Consider the following 16,267-nt stretch of genomic DNA (forward strand, 5'->3'; position numbering starts at 1 on the left):
CCTCTCCCTGTCCAATGCCTGAGCGAATTAATTGATTTTGTAGCGTCGACGCAGTCCGCGCAAACCGAAACTGATCCAGGGCCAGAGCAATGCGCTGACCAGTGCCGGCAGCACCAGCGCCAGCGTCGGCTGACGATTGCCGGTCAAGGCACTGAGCCACAGTTGTACCAGCTGGGCGAGGCCGAAGATCACCAGGATCACCAGGCTCTGCTGCCACATCGGGAACATCCGCAGACGTTGCTGCAGCGCCAGCACCAGATAGGTGATGAGCGTCAGGATCAAGGCATTCTGACCCAGCAAGGTACCGTAGAGCACGTCTTCGGCCAGCCCCAGGCAAAACGCCGTCACCATCCCGACGGTCTGCGGCAGGTTCAACGCCCAGAATGCCAGCAACAAGGCCAGCCACAGCGGGCGCAGGATTTCCATGAATTGCGGCAGAGGCGAAACACTCAGCAGCAGGCCGACGGCAAACGTCAGCCAGACTATCCAGCCGTTTCGGGATGCTTTTACACCGCCCATTATTCTCTCCCCACTGGAGTGGCCGGCGCGGAGACTGGCGGTTTGGCGGCAGGCTTCGCGGCAGCGGGTTGCGCCGCCGGCGGTTTAGCTGCCGCAGGCTTGGCTGGCGTGGTGACTGGCTTGGCTGGCTTGGCTGGCGCGGTGGCCGCAGGCACCGCCGTGGCAGGAATCGCCGGTGCGGCGGCCGGTGCAGCGGGGACCGCAGGGCTGACCAGTTTCGGAACCGTCGCCGGAATGATCGGTCCACCACCCTGTGCATCCAGGCTTTCCTGGGCCTGGGCGGCAGCGTTGACGCGCTCCTCGGCAGTCCGGTTGTCGCTGAACACCAGCAGCAGGTAACGGCTACGGTTCAAGGCGGCGGTCGGAACGGCGCGGACAATGGCAAACGGCTGGCCGGAATCGTGAATCACTTCCTTGACCGTCGCCACCGGATAACCGGCCGGGAAACGCTGACCGAGGCCGGAGCTGACCAGCAAGTCGCCCTCCTTGATGTCGGCGGTATCGGCCACATGCCGCAACTCGAGACGCTCCGGGTTGCCGGTGCCGCTGGCAATCGCCCGCAAACCGTTACGGTTCACCTGCACCGGAATGCTGTGGGTGGTATCGGTCAGCAGCAAGACGCGGGAGGTGTAAGGCATCAACTCGACCACCTGGCCCATCAGGCCACGGGCATCGAGTACCGGCTGACCGAGGACCACGCCGTCGCGCTCACCTTTATTGATGATGATGCGATGGGTGAAGGGGTTGGGGTCCATGCCGATCAACTCGGCCACTTCGACCTTCTCGTTGACCAGGGCCGAAGAGTTGAGCAACTCGCGCAGCCGAACGTTCTGCTCGGTCAGGGCGGCCAGCTTCTGCATGCGCCCCTGCAACAGCAGGTTCTCGGTCTTGAGTTTTTCGTTTTCGGCGACGAGTTCGGTCCGGCTGCCAAACTGACTGGCAACGCCTTCCCACAATCGTCCAGGCAGGTCGGTGATCCAGTAAGCGTCCATCAGCACCAGCGACATCTGGCTGCGTGCAGGCTTGAGCAGACTGAAACGGGCATCGACCACCATCAGCGCGACCGATAGCACGACCAGCACCAACAGGCGCACGCCCAGTGAAGGGCCCTTGGTGAAAAGCGGTTTAATAAGCCGCTCCTCCCAGGCAAATGTTCTGTTTATTCATACGGCGGCAATCCGGCCTGGATGCAGACTGACAGAAGATAAACGCGAACAGGCAGCACTGCAAAGTGCCGCCTGCGCGCTCAACAGCATAGAGGCAATCCGGCGACTTACTCGCTGGAAAGCAGGTCCATGGTGTGTTTATCCATCATTTCCAATGCACGGCCACCGCCGCGAGCAACGCAGGTCAGCGGGTCTTCGGCAACGATCACCGGCAGACCAGTCTCCTGGGCCAGCAATTTGTCCAGGTCACGCAGCAAGGCGCCACCACCGGTCAGTACCAGGCCACGCTCGGCGATGTCGGAAGCCAGTTCTGGCGGCGATTGCTCCAGGGCGCTTTTCACGGCCTGAACGATGGTAGCCAGGGACTCTTGCAGAGCTTCCAGCACTTCGTTGGAGTTCAGGGTGAATGCACGTGGAACGCCTTCGGCCAGGTTACGGCCACGAACGTCGACTTCGCGAACTTCGCCGCCCGGGTAGGCGGTACCGATTTCCTGCTTGATGCGCTCGGCGGTGGACTCACCGATCAGGCTGCCGTAGTTGCGACGCACGTAGGTGATGATCGCTTCGTCGAAGCGGTCGCCGCCAACGCGGACGGATTCGGCGTAAACCACACCGTTCAGGGAGATCAGCGCGATTTCAGTGGTACCGCCACCGATATCCACGACCATCGAACCGCGAGCTTCTTCTACCGGCAGGCCGGCACCGATCGCAGCGGCCATTGGCTCTTCGATCAGGAATACTTCACGGGCACCGGCACCAAGGGCCGATTCACGGATGGCACGACGCTCAACCTGGGTGGATTTGCACGGAACGCAGATCAACACGCGAGGGCTAGGCTGCAGGAAGCTGTTTTCGTGAACCTTGTTGATAAAGTACTGCAGCATTTTTTCGCAAACGCTGAAGTCGGCGATCACGCCGTCCTTCATCGGACGAATGGCAGCAATGTTGCCCGGCGTACGGCCCAGCATGCGCTTGGCTTCGGTGCCGACAGCAACGACACTTTTCTGGTTACCGTGTGTCCGAATGGCCACAACGGAGGGCTCATTCAGGACGATACCGCGCTCGCGCACGTAAATAAGGGTGTTGGCAGTGCCCAGGTCAATGGAAAGATCGCTGGAAAACATGCCACGCAGTTTCTTGAACATGGGAAAGGGACCCTAGGCAACGCGTGGGTAAAAAAGTGCGGCAAACTCTAACAACGACAGGGATTTTGGGCAAGGCGCCAATATGTTAAATTGGCCGCTTTTCTGTGCACCAAGCCCCACAATCGCGGCCTTATGACCGTAGAAGTGCGGTAGTGTTCCGACAATCTAACACACGGACGCCGTCCGTTTTGTTTTCCACTGGAGAATCCCTATGGCGCTTGAACGCTCCGACGTGGAAAAAATCGCTCATCTGGCCTGCCTTGGCCTCAATGATGCCGATCTTCCACACATCACTTCGGCCCTCAACAGCATTCTCGGGCTGGTCGACGAAATGCAGGCGGTCAATACCGACGGTATCGAACCGCTGGCCCACCCACTGGAAGCCAACCAGCGCCTGCGCGCAGACGTCGTGACCGAGACCAATCACCGCGAGGCCTACCAGTCCATCGCACCAGCGGTCGAAAACGGCCTGTACCTGGTTCCGAAAGTCATCGACTAATAGGGAAAGAGCCTGCAATGCATCAATTGACTCTGGCCGAGATCGCCCGCGGACTCGCCGATAAAAAGTTTTCCTCCGAAGAGCTGACCAAGGTCCTGCTGGCGCGCATCGTCCAGCTCGATCCACAGCTCAACAGTTTCATCAGCCTCACCGAAGACCTGGCGCTGACGCAGGCGAAAGCCGCTGACGCCCGCCGGGCCAATGGTGAGAGCGGCGCCCTGCTCGGCGCGCCGATCGCCCACAAAGACCTGTTCTGCACCCAGGGCATTCGCACCAGCTGCGGCTCGAAGATGCTCGACAACTTCAAGGCACCGTACGACGCCACCGTCGTCGCCAAGCTGGCCGCTGCCGGGGCCGTGACCCTGGGCAAGACCAACATGGACGAATTCGCCATGGGTTCGGCCAACGAGTCGAGCTACTACGGCGCGGTGAAAAACCCGTGGAACCTGGAACACGTGCCGGGCGGTTCGTCCGGCGGCTCCGCTGCGGCGGTTGCCGCTCGTCTGTTGCCGGCAGCCACCGGCACCGACACTGGCGGTTCGATCCGTCAGCCTGCGGCCCTGACCAACCTCACCGGCCTGAAACCGACCTACGGTCGTGTTTCGCGCTGGGGCATGATTGCCTACGCGTCCAGCCTCGACCAGGGCGGCCCGATGGCACGCACCGCCGAAGACTGCGCAATATTGTTGCAAGGTATGGCCGGCTTCGATCCGAACGACTCAACCAGCATCGATGAGCCCGTGCCGGACTACGGCGCCAGCCTCAACGGTTCGCTGCAAGGCCTGCGCATCGGCGTGCCGAAGGAATACTTCAGCGCCGGTCTCGACCCGCGCATCGCCGAGCTGATCCACAACAGCGTCAAGGAGCTGGAAAAGCTCGGCGCCGTAATCAAGGAAATCAGCCTGCCGAACATGCAGCACGCGATCCCTGCGTACTACGTGATCGCCCCGGCGGAAGCCTCGTCCAACCTGTCGCGTTTTGACGGCGTGCGCTTTGGCTATCGCTGCGAAGACCCGAAAAACCTCGAAGACCTGTACAAACGCTCGCGTGGCGAAGGCTTCGGCCCGGAAGTACAGCGCCGGATCATGGTCGGTGCCTACGCGCTGTCCGCCGGTTACTACGACGCCTACTACCTGAAGGCGCAGAAGATTCGTCGTTTGATCAAGAACGACTTCATGGCGGCCTTCAATGAGGTCGACATCATCCTCGGCCCAACCACGCCGAACCCGGCCTGGAAGCTTGGCGCCAAGAACAGCGACCCGGTCGCTGCGTACCTGGAAGACGTCTACACCATCACCGCCAACCTCGCGGGTTTGCCGGGCCTGTCCATGCCAGCAGGTTTTGTCGACGGTCTGCCGGTCGGCGTGCAACTGCTCGCCCCGTATTTCCAGGAAGGCCGCTTGCTCAACGTTGCGCACCAGTACCAGTTGAACACTGACTGGCACACCCGCACCCCAACCGGCTTCTGAGGAGACACACATGCAATGGGAAGTCGTGATCGGGCTGGAGATTCACACCCAGCTCACCACCCGGTCGAAAATCTTTTCCGGTAGTTCCACCACGTTCGGTTCCGAGCCGAACACCCAGGCCAGCCTGATCGATCTGGGCATGCCTGGCGTTCTGCCGGTACTGAACCAGGAAGCAGTGCGCATGGCGGTGATGTTCGGTCTGGCGATTGACGCCGAGATCGGCCAGCACAACGTGTTCGCCCGCAAGAACTACTTCTACCCGGACCTGCCCAAGGGCTACCAGATCAGCCAGATGGAGTTGCCGATCGTCGGCAAGGGCCATCTGGACATCGCCCTGGAAGACGGCACGGTCAAACGTGTCGGCATCACCCGCGCGCACCTGGAAGAAGACGCCGGCAAGAGCCTGCACGAAGAATTCAGCGGCGCCAGCGGCATCGACCTGAACCGTGCCGGCACGCCGTTGCTGGAAATCGTTTCCGAGCCGGACATGCGCAGCGCCAAGGAAGCCGTGGCCTACGTCAAGGCGATCCACGCGCTGGTGCGCTACCTGGGCATCTGCGACGGCAACATGGCCGAAGGCTCGCTGCGTTGCGACTGCAACGTGTCGATCCGCCCGAAAGGCCAGGTCGAATTCGGCACCCGCTGCGAGATCAAGAACGTCAACTCGTTCCGCTTCATCGAGAAGGCGATCAACAGCGAAATCCAGCGTCAGATCGAATTGATCGAAGACGGCGGCAAGGTGATCCAGCAGACGCGCCTGTACGATCCGAACAAGGACGAAACCCGTCCGATGCGCAGCAAAGAGGAAGCCAACGACTACCGTTACTTCCCCGATCCGGACCTGCTGCCGGTGGTCATCGAGAACTCGTTCCTCGACGACGTGCGCGCCACCCTACCGGAATTGCCACCGCAAAAACGCGAGCGTTTCCAGGAGCAATTTGGTCTGTCGGTCTATGACGCCAGCGTCCTGGCCACCAGCCGCGAGCAAGCCGACTACTTCGAGAAAGTCGCGAGCATCGGCGGCGACGCCAAACTGGCGGCGAACTGGGTGATGGTCGAGTTGGGCAGCCTGCTCAACAAGCAAGGCCTGGACATCGAAGAGTCGCCGGTTTCCGCAGAGCTTCTGGGCGGCATGCTGTTGCGCATCAAGGACAACACCATCTCCGGCAAGATCGCCAAGGTAGTGTTTGAAGCGATGGCCAACGGCGAAGGCAGCGCGGACGAGATCATCGACAAGCGCGGCCTCAAGCAAGTGACCGACACCGGTGCCATCTCGGCGGTGCTGGACGAAATGCTCGCGGCCAACGCCGAGCAGGTCGAACAATACCGCGCGGCAGACGAAGTCAAGCGCGGCAAGATGTTCGGCTTCTTCGTCGGCCAGGCCATGAAAGCCTCCAAAGGCAAGGCCAACCCGCAACAGGTCAACGAACTGCTCAAAAGCAAGCTCGAAGGCTGACCGGAATGGAGCCAGCTCTAAAATCTGGCTCTATTCCCTGTGGGAGCGAGTTTTTGTGGCGAGAGGGCTTGTCGGAACGCCGCATCGCCCCGTTGGGTCGCGAAGCGGCCCCAATTTCCGGATTCGGTTTGTATCTGACAAATCGTGTTCGAAATTTTGGGACTGCTGCGCAGTCCAACGGGGGCAAGCCCCTCGCCACATTGGCTCTAATCCCACAATTGTTTCGGGAAAACCTTGAATGAAACGTCTGTTCGGCGCCTGCGCCCTGCTCTCTCTGTTGGCCGGTTGCGCCAGCACCGACACCGTCGATCCGCACGGCTACGATAAAACCGGCGTGGCTTCGTACTACGGCGCCAAACACCAAGGCAAACGCACCGCCAACGGCGAGCGTTTCAACATGAATTCCATGACCGCCGCCCATCGCCAGCTACCCTTTGGTACACGGGTGAAGGTCACCAATCTGAATAACGACAAATCCTGCGTGGTACGCATCAATGATCGCGGGCCGCACACCCGTGGCCGCCTGATCGACCTGTCCCGGGAAGCCGCCGAGCGCCTGGGCATGCTGAGCAGCGGCACCGCACGGGTTCGCGTGCAAGCCCTCGACGACTGACCGATGGAGCCCCGACCATTTTCGGACTAGCCGATTTACCCCTGATCAGTGTGATCGAATTAGTCAGCGGATTGTTCCTGCTGATTGTCGGCGCCGAATTGATGGTGCGCGCCGCCGTACGCATCGCCGCGCGGTTGCACGTACGACCACTGATCATCGGCCTGACCATCGTCGCCCTCGGCAGCAGCGCACCGCAGATGGCGATCAGCCTGCAAGCGACCCTGGCGCACAATGCCGACATCGCCGTCGGCAGTGTGATCGGCAGCAGCATTTTCAACATCCTCGTCACCCTCGGGTTGTCCGCGCTGATCATTCCTTTGCGGGTTTCCCGGCAATTGGTGCGCCTGGATATTCCATTGATGATCGGCGCCAGCCTGTTGGTGTTCGTACTCGCCTGGAATGAAGAACTGACCCGTGCCGACGGCGTGATGTTGCTGACAGCACTGGCGATTTACCTGGGCTTGTTGCTGCGCCAGTCACGACACTCGGCACGCCCGGTATCGAGCCATGATCACGCCGTGCAAGCGTCATGGCTGAGCAGCGTGCTGATGATCATCGCCGGGCTGGCGATGCTGGTGTACGCCGGGCACTTGCTGCTGGGTGCAGCGGTTGCGGTCGCCACCGATCTTGGGTTGTCGGAGCGGATCATCGGCCTGACCATCGTCGCCGTCAGCACATCACTGCCTGAGCTGGCCACTTCGTTGATCGCGGCAATGCGCGGTGAGCGCGAGATTGCCGTGGGCAACGTGATTGGCAGCAACCTGTTCAACCTCCTGGGCGTGCTCGGCTTTACCGCGCTGGTGGCGCCGTCGCCGCTGTCGGTGTCGCCCAACGCCCTGGATTTCGACCTGCCGGTGATGCTCGGCGTCGCGGCGCTGTGCCTGCCGGTGTTCTACTCCGGCTACCGGGTGACCCGCGCCGAAGGCCTGCTGTTTCTGGGTTTGTACCTGGCGTATGGGCTGCACGTGGTGTCGTTCACCACCGGCATGCCACTGGCCGGCAAGCTGGAACACTTGATGCTGTTTTTCGTCCTGCCGGCGTTGGTGGCGTTTTTGCTGTTTACGTCGCTACGCGCCTGGCATCGCCAACACCATAAGAGGGAAGCCCCATGACCGAGAATAAAAAACCCGGCGTTGAAGTCCGCCGCCAAGTGATGGGCGACGCCTTTGTCGACCGCGCACTGGGCAATGCCACCGAATTCACCCAGCCGCTGCAGGATTTCGTCAATGAACACGCCTGGGGCGGCGTGTGGAATCGCGAAGGCCTGCCGCTGAAAACCCGCAGCCTGATCACCCTTGCCGCCCTGACTGCACTCAAGTGCCCGCAGGAATTGAAAGGACATGTGCGCGGTGCGCTGAACAACGGCTGCACTGTGGATGAGATTCGCGAGGCGCTGCTGCATTGCGCGGTGTATGCCGGTGTGCCGGCGGCGATCGATGCGTTTCGGGCGGCGCAGGAAGTGATCGACAGTTACCAGAAGCCGGAGTGAGTCATTGAAATTCAGGCTGCCTGATCTGGCGCCATCGCGAGCTTGTTCGCGATGGCGCCCTGAAGAACTCCACGAATTCCAGGGTCAGATCCACCCACCCCACTGCAAAAAGAAGATCCCGACATTGGTGGTGACCGCCGCCATCAGCGTGGTGATCACGATAATCGCCGCCGCCAGCTCGTGATTGCCATCCGCCGCCCGGGCCATGACGAAACTGGCTGCGGCGGTCGGGCTGCCGAAGTACAGGAACAGAATTCCCAACTCCGCCCCACGAAAGCCCCACAACCACGCCCCCAGTGTCGCCAGTACCGGCAAGCTGATCATCTTCACCAGGCTTGAACTGAGCGCCATGCTGCCGCTTTTGCGCAGTGCTGCCAGGGACAGCGTGCCGCCGATGCAGATCAGCGCTAGCGGCAAGGTGGTTTGCGCCAGGTACTGGCCTGAGGTTTCCAGCCAGCCCGGCAAGCCGATCTTGAAATAGGCGAAGGGTGCAGCCGCAATCACACTGATGATCAGCGGATTGCTGAACACGCTTTTGCAGATGCTCCACGGATCGGACTTGATCACCGGGCTGTACACCGCCAGCACGATGGTCGAGAGGGTGTTGTAGAACAGGATCACCAGCGCCGCGAGGATCGCCCCGAGGGAAATCCCGTAGTCGCCATACATGCTTGCCGCCAGCGCCAGGCCGATAACCCCGTTGTTACCGCGAAAGGCACCTTGGGTGTAGATCCCCCGATCTTCCCGCGGGCACTTCCAGATCGCCCAGCCCCAGGCGATGGCAAAACACACCAGGGTCGCGAGGGAGAAATAGATCAGCAGCGCCGGCTGCAATGCCGCGTGCAGGTCGGCATGCAGGATGCCTAGAAACAGCAACGCCGGCATGGTGACGTTGAACACCAGGGCCGACGCCGTATGGATGAAGTTGTCGTTGATCCAGTCGATGCGCTTGAGCAGCACACCCAGAAACAGCATGGCAAACACCGGCGCGGTGATGTTCAGGGTTTCGAGGAAAATTGCCAGCATGCCGGGAGGACCTTGGGGGTGAGCGTCGTTAGGGGGCTAATGATAAGCCACCAAGGACGTTGGCGTCTGGTCGACCGCCATCGCGAGCAAGCTCGCTCCCACAGGGGAATGCATTCCAAATATGGGAGCGAGATTGCTCGCGATGAACGATAACGCGGTATCAGGTAATCGGCGCCGGGTTGAACAGGGTGATGTCGTTATGCAGCTTGTGCTGCTCGGCCCAGGTCTGTTTCTTGCCGCTGGCCACGTCCAGGTAGTAGTGGAACAGCTCCCAGCCCAGCTCCTCGATCGATGCACGGCCGGTGGCAATGCGCCCGGCGTCAATGTCGATCAGGTCCGGCCAGCGTTGCGCCAGTTCGGTCCGGGTCGAAACCTTCACGACCGGCGCCATGGCCAGCCCGTAAGGCGTGCCGCGACCGGTAGTGAACACATGCAGGTTCATCCCCGCCGCCAGTTGCAGCGTCCCGCAGACAAAGTCACTGGCCGGGGTCGCACAGAAGATCAGGCCTTTGCGCTTGAAACGCTCGCCAGGGCCAAGCACGCCGTTGATCGCGCTGCTGCCGGACTTGACGATCGATCCCAGGGATTTCTCGACAATGTTCGACAACCCGCCCTTCTTGTTGCCCGGCGTGGTGTTGGCACTGCGATCCGCCTCGCCCTTGGCCAGGTAACGGTCGTACCAGTCCATTTCCCGCACCAGTTCCTGGGCGACGTCCTGGTTTTCCGCACGGGAGGTCAGCAGATAAATGGCATCGCGCACTTCGGTGACTTCGGAAAACATCACCGTCGCACCGGCCCGCAGCAGCAGGTCCGAGGCATAACCGAGCGCCGGGTTGGCGGTGATGCCGGAGAACGCATCACTGCCGCCGCATTGCATGCCAAGGATCAGCTCGGACGCCGGCACGGTTTCCCGGCGACGTTGATCGAGCTTCTTCAAGCGTGTCTCGGCCAGTTCCATGATCTGCTCGATCATCTCGGTGAAGCCGTGACTGGAATCCTGCAAGCGGTACAGCCATGGCTCGCTCAGGTCCACCGAGCTGTCGTTGTCGTGCATCACCTGCCCGGCCTGCAATTTCTCGCAGCCCAGGCTGATAACCAAGGCTTCGCCGCCCAGGTTGGGGTTGCGTGCCAGGTTGCGCACGGTGCGGATCGGGATGTACGCGTCAGTCGCAGTGATAGCCACGCCACAGCCGTAGCTGTGGGTCAGCGCCACCACGTCGTCGACGTGCGGGTACTTGGGCAACAACTCGTCCTTGATGCGCTTGACCGCATGATCGAGCACCCCGGTCACGCACTGCACGGTGGTAGTGATGCCGAGAATGTTGCGCGTGCCGACGGTGCCGTCGGCGTTGCGATAACCCTCGAAAGTGAAGCCTTCCAGCGGTGCCTGCGCGGCCGGCACATCGGTGGACAGCGGCAGGCTGTCCAGCGGTGGCGCGGTCGGCATGCGCAGTTGATCTTCCTTGACCCAACTGCCGCGGGGAATCGGCTGCAAGGCATAGCCAATGACCTGGCCGTAACGAATCACCTGGCCACCTTCGGGAATGTCTTCCAGGGTGACCTTGTGGCTCTGTGGCACGAAGTCCACGGTAACCAGGCCGTCCGCAAACTTGGTACCGGCCGGTACACCCTGATCATTGACCACGATCACTACGTTATCCCGCTCGTGCAGGCGGATGTAGCGCGGCGAGTCGGAATGTTCAATCAACTGCATGACGCCGCTCCTCAGGAATGCGCTTGAGACAATTTGCCAGGGGCTTCAGTACCGTTCGCTGGCGGCTCTTTTAGCACCACGCGCTTGATCGGGCCCACGATCACCAGATAGCTGAACACCGCGACCAAAGCGTTGCAACCGACGAACACCAACGCCCATTTGAACGAACCGGTGGAGCTGATGATGTAACCGATGACGATCGGGGTGGTGATCGAGGCGATGTTGCCGAACATGTTGAACAGGCCGCCACTCAGACCGGCGATCTGCTTCGGCGAGGTGTCGGAGACCACGGCCCAGCCCAGCGCGCCCACGCCTTTACCGAAGAACGCCAGAGCCATGAAGCCCACGACCATCCATTCGATGTCCACATAGTTGCAAGCCACAATGCTGCTGGACACCAGCAGGCCGGCAATGATCGGCGCTTTGCGGGCGAAGGTCAGGGAATGGCCCTTGCGCAGCAGGTAATCGGAAATCACCCCGCCGAGCACACCACCGATGAAGCCGCAGATCGCCGGCAAGGAGGCGATAAAACCGGCCTTGAGAATGGTCATGCCGCGTTCCTGCACCAGGTACACCGGGAACCAGGTCAGGAAGAAATAAGTGATGGCGTTGATGCAATACTGGCTCAGGTACACGCCCAGCATCATGCGGTTGGTCAGCAACTGGCGCACGTAGTCCCATTTCGGACCTTCGCTGCGTTTGGCCTTGTCCTGATCCATGTCGACCATGCCACCATTGTCGGCGATGTGCTTGAACTCGGCATCGTTGATCATCGGGTGTTGGCGCGGGCTGTGGATAACTTTCAGCCAGATCAGCGAGAACACAATGCCGATCACGCCCATGACAATGAACACGTGCTGCCAGCCGAAGGTGAAGACAATCCAGCCCATCAGCGGTGCGAACAGCACGGTGGCGAAGTACTGCGCGGAGTTGAAGATAGCCGAGGCAGTACCGCGTTCAGCGGTCGGGAACCAGGCCGCCACGATGCGCGCGTTGCCGGGGAAGGATGGCGCTTCGGCCAGGCCCACCAAAAAGCGCAGCATGAACAGCGCGACCACTGCGGTAGACATGCCGAACTCGCCGACATAGCCCTGCAGCACGGTGAACAGCGACCAGGTGAAGATGCTCAGTGCATAGATTTTTTTCGAGCCGAAGCGGTCCAGCAGCCAGCCACCGGGGATTTGCCCGGCCACGTAGGCCCAACCGAATGCGGAGAAGATGTAGCCGAGGGTAACGGCGTCGATGCCGAGGTCTTTTTGCAGGCTGGAGCCGGCGATTGCGATGGTAGCGCGGTCGGCGTAGTTGATCGTGGTCACCAGAAACAGCATGAGCAGGATCAAATAGCGGACGTGAGTCGGCTTGGTCGATTGCATGTAGATGTACTCCCACTGATTATTTTTATGCGGGTAAAACATTCAAGAGTCATGTGCCGCGCAAGGCCTTAGGCAAGGACCTTGCGCGGGTGCAGCGGGGTTACGATCCGATGTAGGCAGTTTTTACGACCGTGTAAAACTCTTGCGCATAGCGACCTTGCTCACGTGATCCATAGGATGAACCTTTACGCCCACCGAACGGAACGTGGTAATCCACACCGGCGGTCGGCAGGTTGACCATCACCATCCCGGCCTGGGAGTGGCGTTTGAAGTGGTTGGCGTACTTCAGGGACGTGGTAGCGATGCCCGCCGACAGCCCGAATTCGGTGTCGTTGGCCATGGCCAGCGCAGCTTCGTAATCGGCCACGCGGACGATGTTGGCCACCGGGCCGAAGATCTCTTCCCGGCTGATGCGCATCGAAGCTTCGCTGTCGGCAAACAAGGTTGGCGCGAGGAAGTAACCCTCGGTGTCGCACGTCACCAGACCACCGCCGCTGACCAGACGCGCACCTTCGGACTGGCCGATGTCGATGTACTTCATGTCCTGCTCAAGCTGCGCTTGCGAGACCACCGGACCGATATCGGTACCCGCCTTCAATGCATGGCCGACCTTGATCGACTTCATGCGCTCGGCCATGGCTTCGACGAACTGGTCGTGGATGCCAGCGGTGACGATAAAGCGGCTGGAAGCGGTGCAACGCTGGCCGGTGGAGTAGAACGCGCTCTGTACCGACAGCTCGACCGCTTGCTTGAGGTCGGCGTCGTCGAGAATGATCTGCGGATTCTTGCCTCCCATTTCCAGCTGGACCTTGGCCTGGCGCGATACGCAGCTGACGGCGATCTGACGACCCACGCCCACGGAACCGGTGAAGCTGATGCCGTCGACTTTCGGGCTGTGGACCAGCGCATCGCCAACCACACGACCGCTGCCCATCACCAGGTTGAACACACCGGCCGGGAAGCCTGCGCGGGAGATGATTTCAGCCAGGGCCCAGGCGCAACCTAGAACCAGGTCCGCGGGTTTGAGCACGACGCAATTGCCGTAGGCCAGGGCCGGGGCGATTTTCCATGCCGGGATGGCAATCGGGAAGTTCCATGGGGTAATCAGACCGACCACGCCCAGGGCTTCGCGAGTGACTTCAACGTTGACGCCCGGACGCACCGAAGGCAGGTAGTCGCCGGACAGACGCAGGCATTCACCGGCGAAGAACTTGAAGATGTTACCGGCGCGGGTCACTTCACCGATGGCTTCAGGCAGGGTCTTGCCCTCTTCCCGGGCCAGCAGGGTGCCGAGCTCTTCGCGACGGGCGAGGATTTCAGTACCGACTTTATCCAGGGAATCGTGACGCGCCTGAATGCCGGAAGTGGACCAGGCCGGGAACGCGGCACGGGCGGCGTCGATGGCGGCGTGGACCTGAGCCAGATCAGCCTTGGCGTAGTCGCCGATGGCGTCGCTCAGTTCGGACGGGTTGATGTTGGTCGAATAGTCGCCACCGGCAACCCATTCGCCGTTGATGTAGTTATCGAAACACTTTGCATCTGCCACTTTGAGATCTCCTCACGCAAAAGGCCGCTGATTACTCAGCGGCCTTACTTAAACGGATGTGTTACTGCGCACCCTGCTTGTCGATCAGCGCGGCGAGCATTTCGTACTCTTCGCCGGTCAGATCGGTCAGCGGTGCACGCACAGGACCTGCGTCGTAGCCGGCAATTTTTGCCCCAGCCTTGACGATGCTCACGGCATAACCGGCCTTGCGGTTACGGATGTCCAGGTACGGCAGGAAGAAGTCGTCGATGATCTTGCCAACGGTGGCGTGATCTTCACGAGCGATCGCGTGGTAGAAATCCATCGCGGTTTTCGGGATGAAGTTGAACACCGCCGAGGAGTAGACCGGTACGCCCAGGGCCTTGTAGGCCGCGGCGTAGACTTCGGCGGTCGGCAAGCCACCCAGGTAGCTGAAGCGATCACCGAGGCGGCGACGGATCGACACCATCAACTCGATATCACCCAGGCCATCCTTGTAGCCGATCAGGTTCGGGCAGCGCTCGGCCAGACGTTCCAGCAGCGGCGCGGTCAGGCGGCAGACGTTACGGTTGTAGACCACCACGCCGATGTTGACCGATTTGCACACGGCTTCAACGTGGGCGGCAACGCCGTCCTGGCTGGCTTCGGTCAGGTAGTGCGGTAGCAGCAACAGGCCCTTGGCGCCCAGACGCTCGGCTTCCTGTGCGTATTCGATGGCCTGGCGGGTCGAACCGCCCACACCGGCCAGGATTGGCACGCTGGTGGCACAAGTGTCGACCGCAGTCTTGATGATTTCCGAATATTCGCTGGCCGCCAGAGAGAAGAACTCACCGGTGCCGCCCGCGGCGAACAGTGCCGAGGCGCCGTATGGGGCCAGCCATTCGAGACGCTTGATGTAACCCGCGCGATTGAAGTCGCCCAGGGCATTGAAATCGGTAACGGGGAAAGACAGCAGACCGGAAGAGAGGATGGACTTCAGTTCTTGTGGATTCATTATTCGAACACCCTGGATAACGACGTTGTGTGAGAAAACCGTTCAGCCTGCGCTGAAGTTGTAGGTCATCGTACAACTTAAAATACAACCGTCAACTGCATTTCATCGCCAGGGGATGAAAATTGTTCGACAAGAAAGGCTGTTGGCCTGATTTTTAGCGGGTTTCAGCGGAAGAAGGACAGTTGCGAGCACCGTGATAAACGGTCGCTTGAGAGATACGTTGTCGGAAGATGCGGGAAAACTACTGGATTTGTTTTATAGGTTACGGCCCTATCGCGAGCAGGCTCGCTCCTACAGTGATCTTCAGTGTTGCGAGATCCACTGTAGGAGCGAGCCTGCTCGCGATAGCGGTAGTTCAGACGATGGAGGACAAGGGCAAATTACTTACCCCCGCTGCGCCTCAGCCTCTTCATGGGCATGACGCAACCGCTCACGGCTGTTGGTCAGGTGCAAACGCATGGCGGCCCGCGCCGCATCGGAATCCTGACGGGCAATGGCGTCGTAGATTTCTTCGTGCTCACGGCTCAGGCGACCCATGTAGTGCTGCTGGTCGTCATGGGCCAGGCGCGCGGAGTTCAGCCGTGTGCGCGGAATGATGCTGGTGCCCAGGTGGGTCATGATGTCGGTGAAGTAGCGGTTGCCGGTGGACAGCGCGATTTCGAGGTGGAAGGCGAAGTCCGAAGCCACGGCGTCACTGGCGTGAGCGGCGCTTTCATTCAACGCATCGAGGGCGGCGCGCATGTTGGCCAACTGTTCCGGACTGCGACGTTGCGCCGCCAGCCCGGCGGACTCCACTTCCAGGCTGATGCGCAGTTCCAGGATCGCCAGTACATCGCGCAAGGTCACCACGGTCGCCGGGTCGATACGGAAACCGCTCGGGCTCGGCGTATCGAGCACGAAGGTGCCGATGCCGTGGCGGGTTTCCACCTGCCCTGCCGCCTGCAAACGGGAAATCGCCTCGCGCACCACCGTGCGGCTGACGCCATGGGCATCCATGATGGCCGACTCGGTGGGCAACTTGTCGCCACGCTTGAGATGACCGTCCCGGATCTGCTCGGACAGCACCGTCACCAGTTCCTGAGCGAGGCTGCGGCGCTTGCGTGGGAGGCGTGGTGCGTCGTTCGGGTTTTCCATGGTGAACATCTGTCTCGAAAAATTCGGCGGCTGAAAGCGCATCATAGCGCAACGCGGTTGTACGATCACCTTGTAGGAGCGAGCCTGCTCGCGATAGCGGTACGACATTCAATATTTAAATGTCTGACACTCCGCATCGCGAGCA

The 16,267-nt window shown here is 60.8% G+C and carries 15 protein-coding genes; 6 read left to right on the forward strand and 9 right to left on the reverse strand.

Annotated features, from left to right (window positions below; genetic code table 11):
* Nucleotides 1-27: 27 nt before the first annotated feature.
* The 3 genes from mreD to mreB all read right to left on the reverse strand — a co-directional run bounded on the left by mreD (nt 28) and on the right by mreB (nt 2,830).
* The gene (mreD, locus tag KGB07_RS29350) at nt 28-519 is read right to left on the reverse strand and encodes a rod shape-determining protein MreD (RefSeq protein ID WP_007970244.1); all 492 of its coding nucleotides are present in this window, start codon (nt 517-519) and stop codon (nt 28-30) included.
* Nucleotides 519-1,649: a rod shape-determining protein MreC gene (mreC, locus tag KGB07_RS29355; RefSeq protein ID WP_223467505.1), complete on the reverse strand. Its 1,131-nt coding sequence runs from the start codon at nt 1,647-1,649 to the stop codon at nt 519-521. Before mreC ends, mreD begins: the two co-directional genes overlap by 1 nt.
* 143 nt (nt 1,650-1,792) lie before the next feature.
* Nucleotides 1,793-2,830: a rod shape-determining protein MreB gene (gene mreB, locus KGB07_RS29360; protein ID WP_002555108.1), complete on the reverse strand. Its 1,038-nt coding sequence runs from the start codon at nt 2,828-2,830 to the stop codon at nt 1,793-1,795.
* A gap of 211 nt (nt 2,831-3,041) precedes the next feature.
* Between mreB and gatC the strand changes: the two genes are divergently transcribed.
* The 6 genes from gatC (at nt 3,042) to KGB07_RS29390 (ending at nt 8,356) form a co-directional block, all read left to right on the forward strand.
* Complete coding sequence (gene gatC / locus KGB07_RS29365; RefSeq protein ID WP_046040026.1) at nt 3,042-3,329, forward strand: Asp-tRNA(Asn)/Glu-tRNA(Gln) amidotransferase subunit GatC; 288 nt, start codon at nt 3,042-3,044, stop codon at nt 3,327-3,329.
* A gap of 17 nt (nt 3,330-3,346) precedes the next feature.
* A complete protein-coding gene (gatA, locus tag KGB07_RS29370) occupies nt 3,347-4,798 on the forward strand; it encodes an Asp-tRNA(Asn)/Glu-tRNA(Gln) amidotransferase subunit GatA (protein ID WP_223467492.1) in 1,452 nt (483 codons plus the stop codon).
* Nucleotides 4,799-4,808: 10 nt separating this feature from the next.
* Complete coding sequence (gene gatB, locus KGB07_RS29375) at nt 4,809-6,254, forward strand: Asp-tRNA(Asn)/Glu-tRNA(Gln) amidotransferase subunit GatB (protein ID WP_223467494.1); 1,446 nt, start codon at nt 4,809-4,811, stop codon at nt 6,252-6,254.
* A 238-nt stretch (nt 6,255-6,492) separates the two neighbouring features.
* On the forward strand, nt 6,493-6,867 hold the full coding sequence (locus tag KGB07_RS29380; RefSeq protein ID WP_046040022.1) for a septal ring lytic transglycosylase RlpA family protein: 375 nt from the start codon (nt 6,493-6,495) through the stop codon (nt 6,865-6,867).
* A gap of 50 nt (nt 6,868-6,917) precedes the next feature.
* Nucleotides 6,918-7,979: a calcium/sodium antiporter gene (locus tag KGB07_RS29385; protein WP_046040020.1), complete on the forward strand. Its 1,062-nt coding sequence runs from the start codon at nt 6,918-6,920 to the stop codon at nt 7,977-7,979.
* Nucleotides 7,976-8,356, forward strand: coding sequence for a carboxymuconolactone decarboxylase family protein (locus KGB07_RS29390; RefSeq protein WP_046040018.1), 381 nt, complete (start codon nt 7,976-7,978; stop codon nt 8,354-8,356). The genes KGB07_RS29385 and KGB07_RS29390 overlap by 4 nt, the downstream gene beginning before the upstream one ends.
* 84 nt (nt 8,357-8,440) lie before the next feature.
* Here the strand turns inward: KGB07_RS29390 and KGB07_RS29395 are convergent, their stop codons facing one another.
* The 6 genes from KGB07_RS29395 to KGB07_RS29420 all read right to left on the reverse strand — a co-directional run bounded on the left by KGB07_RS29395 (nt 8,441) and on the right by KGB07_RS29420 (nt 16,122).
* The gene (locus KGB07_RS29395; protein WP_046040017.1) at nt 8,441-9,382 is read right to left on the reverse strand and encodes an AEC family transporter; all 942 of its coding nucleotides are present in this window, start codon (nt 9,380-9,382) and stop codon (nt 8,441-8,443) included.
* Between the two features lie 160 nt (nt 9,383-9,542).
* A complete protein-coding gene (gene garD, locus KGB07_RS29400) occupies nt 9,543-11,096 on the reverse strand; it encodes a galactarate dehydratase (RefSeq protein WP_046040015.1) in 1,554 nt (517 codons plus the stop codon).
* 11 nt (nt 11,097-11,107) lie between these two features.
* Nucleotides 11,108-12,469, reverse strand: a complete 1,362-nt coding sequence (locus tag KGB07_RS29405; RefSeq protein WP_046040284.1) for an MFS transporter — start codon at nt 12,467-12,469, stop codon at nt 11,108-11,110.
* A 100-nt stretch (nt 12,470-12,569) separates the two neighbouring features.
* Nucleotides 12,570-14,015 carry an aldehyde dehydrogenase family protein gene (locus KGB07_RS29410; RefSeq protein WP_223467496.1) on the reverse strand — a complete coding sequence of 482 codons (1,446 nt, stop codon included), beginning with the start codon at nt 14,013-14,015 and terminating at the stop codon, nt 12,570-12,572.
* Nucleotides 14,016-14,076: 61 nt separating this feature from the next.
* Nucleotides 14,077-14,988: a 5-dehydro-4-deoxyglucarate dehydratase gene (gene kdgD / locus KGB07_RS29415; RefSeq protein WP_046040011.1), complete on the reverse strand. Its 912-nt coding sequence runs from the start codon at nt 14,986-14,988 to the stop codon at nt 14,077-14,079.
* A 384-nt stretch (nt 14,989-15,372) separates the two neighbouring features.
* Nucleotides 15,373-16,122 (reverse strand): FadR/GntR family transcriptional regulator, encoded by a 750-nt coding sequence (locus KGB07_RS29420; RefSeq protein WP_223467498.1) that lies wholly within the window; start codon nt 16,120-16,122, stop codon nt 15,373-15,375.
* Nucleotides 16,123-16,267 lie beyond the last annotated feature (145 nt).

The organism is Pseudomonas sp. GL-RE-26, assembly GCF_019956275.1.
GTDB classification, from domain to species: domain Bacteria; phylum Pseudomonadota; class Gammaproteobacteria; order Pseudomonadales; family Pseudomonadaceae; genus Aquipseudomonas; species Aquipseudomonas grandcourensis.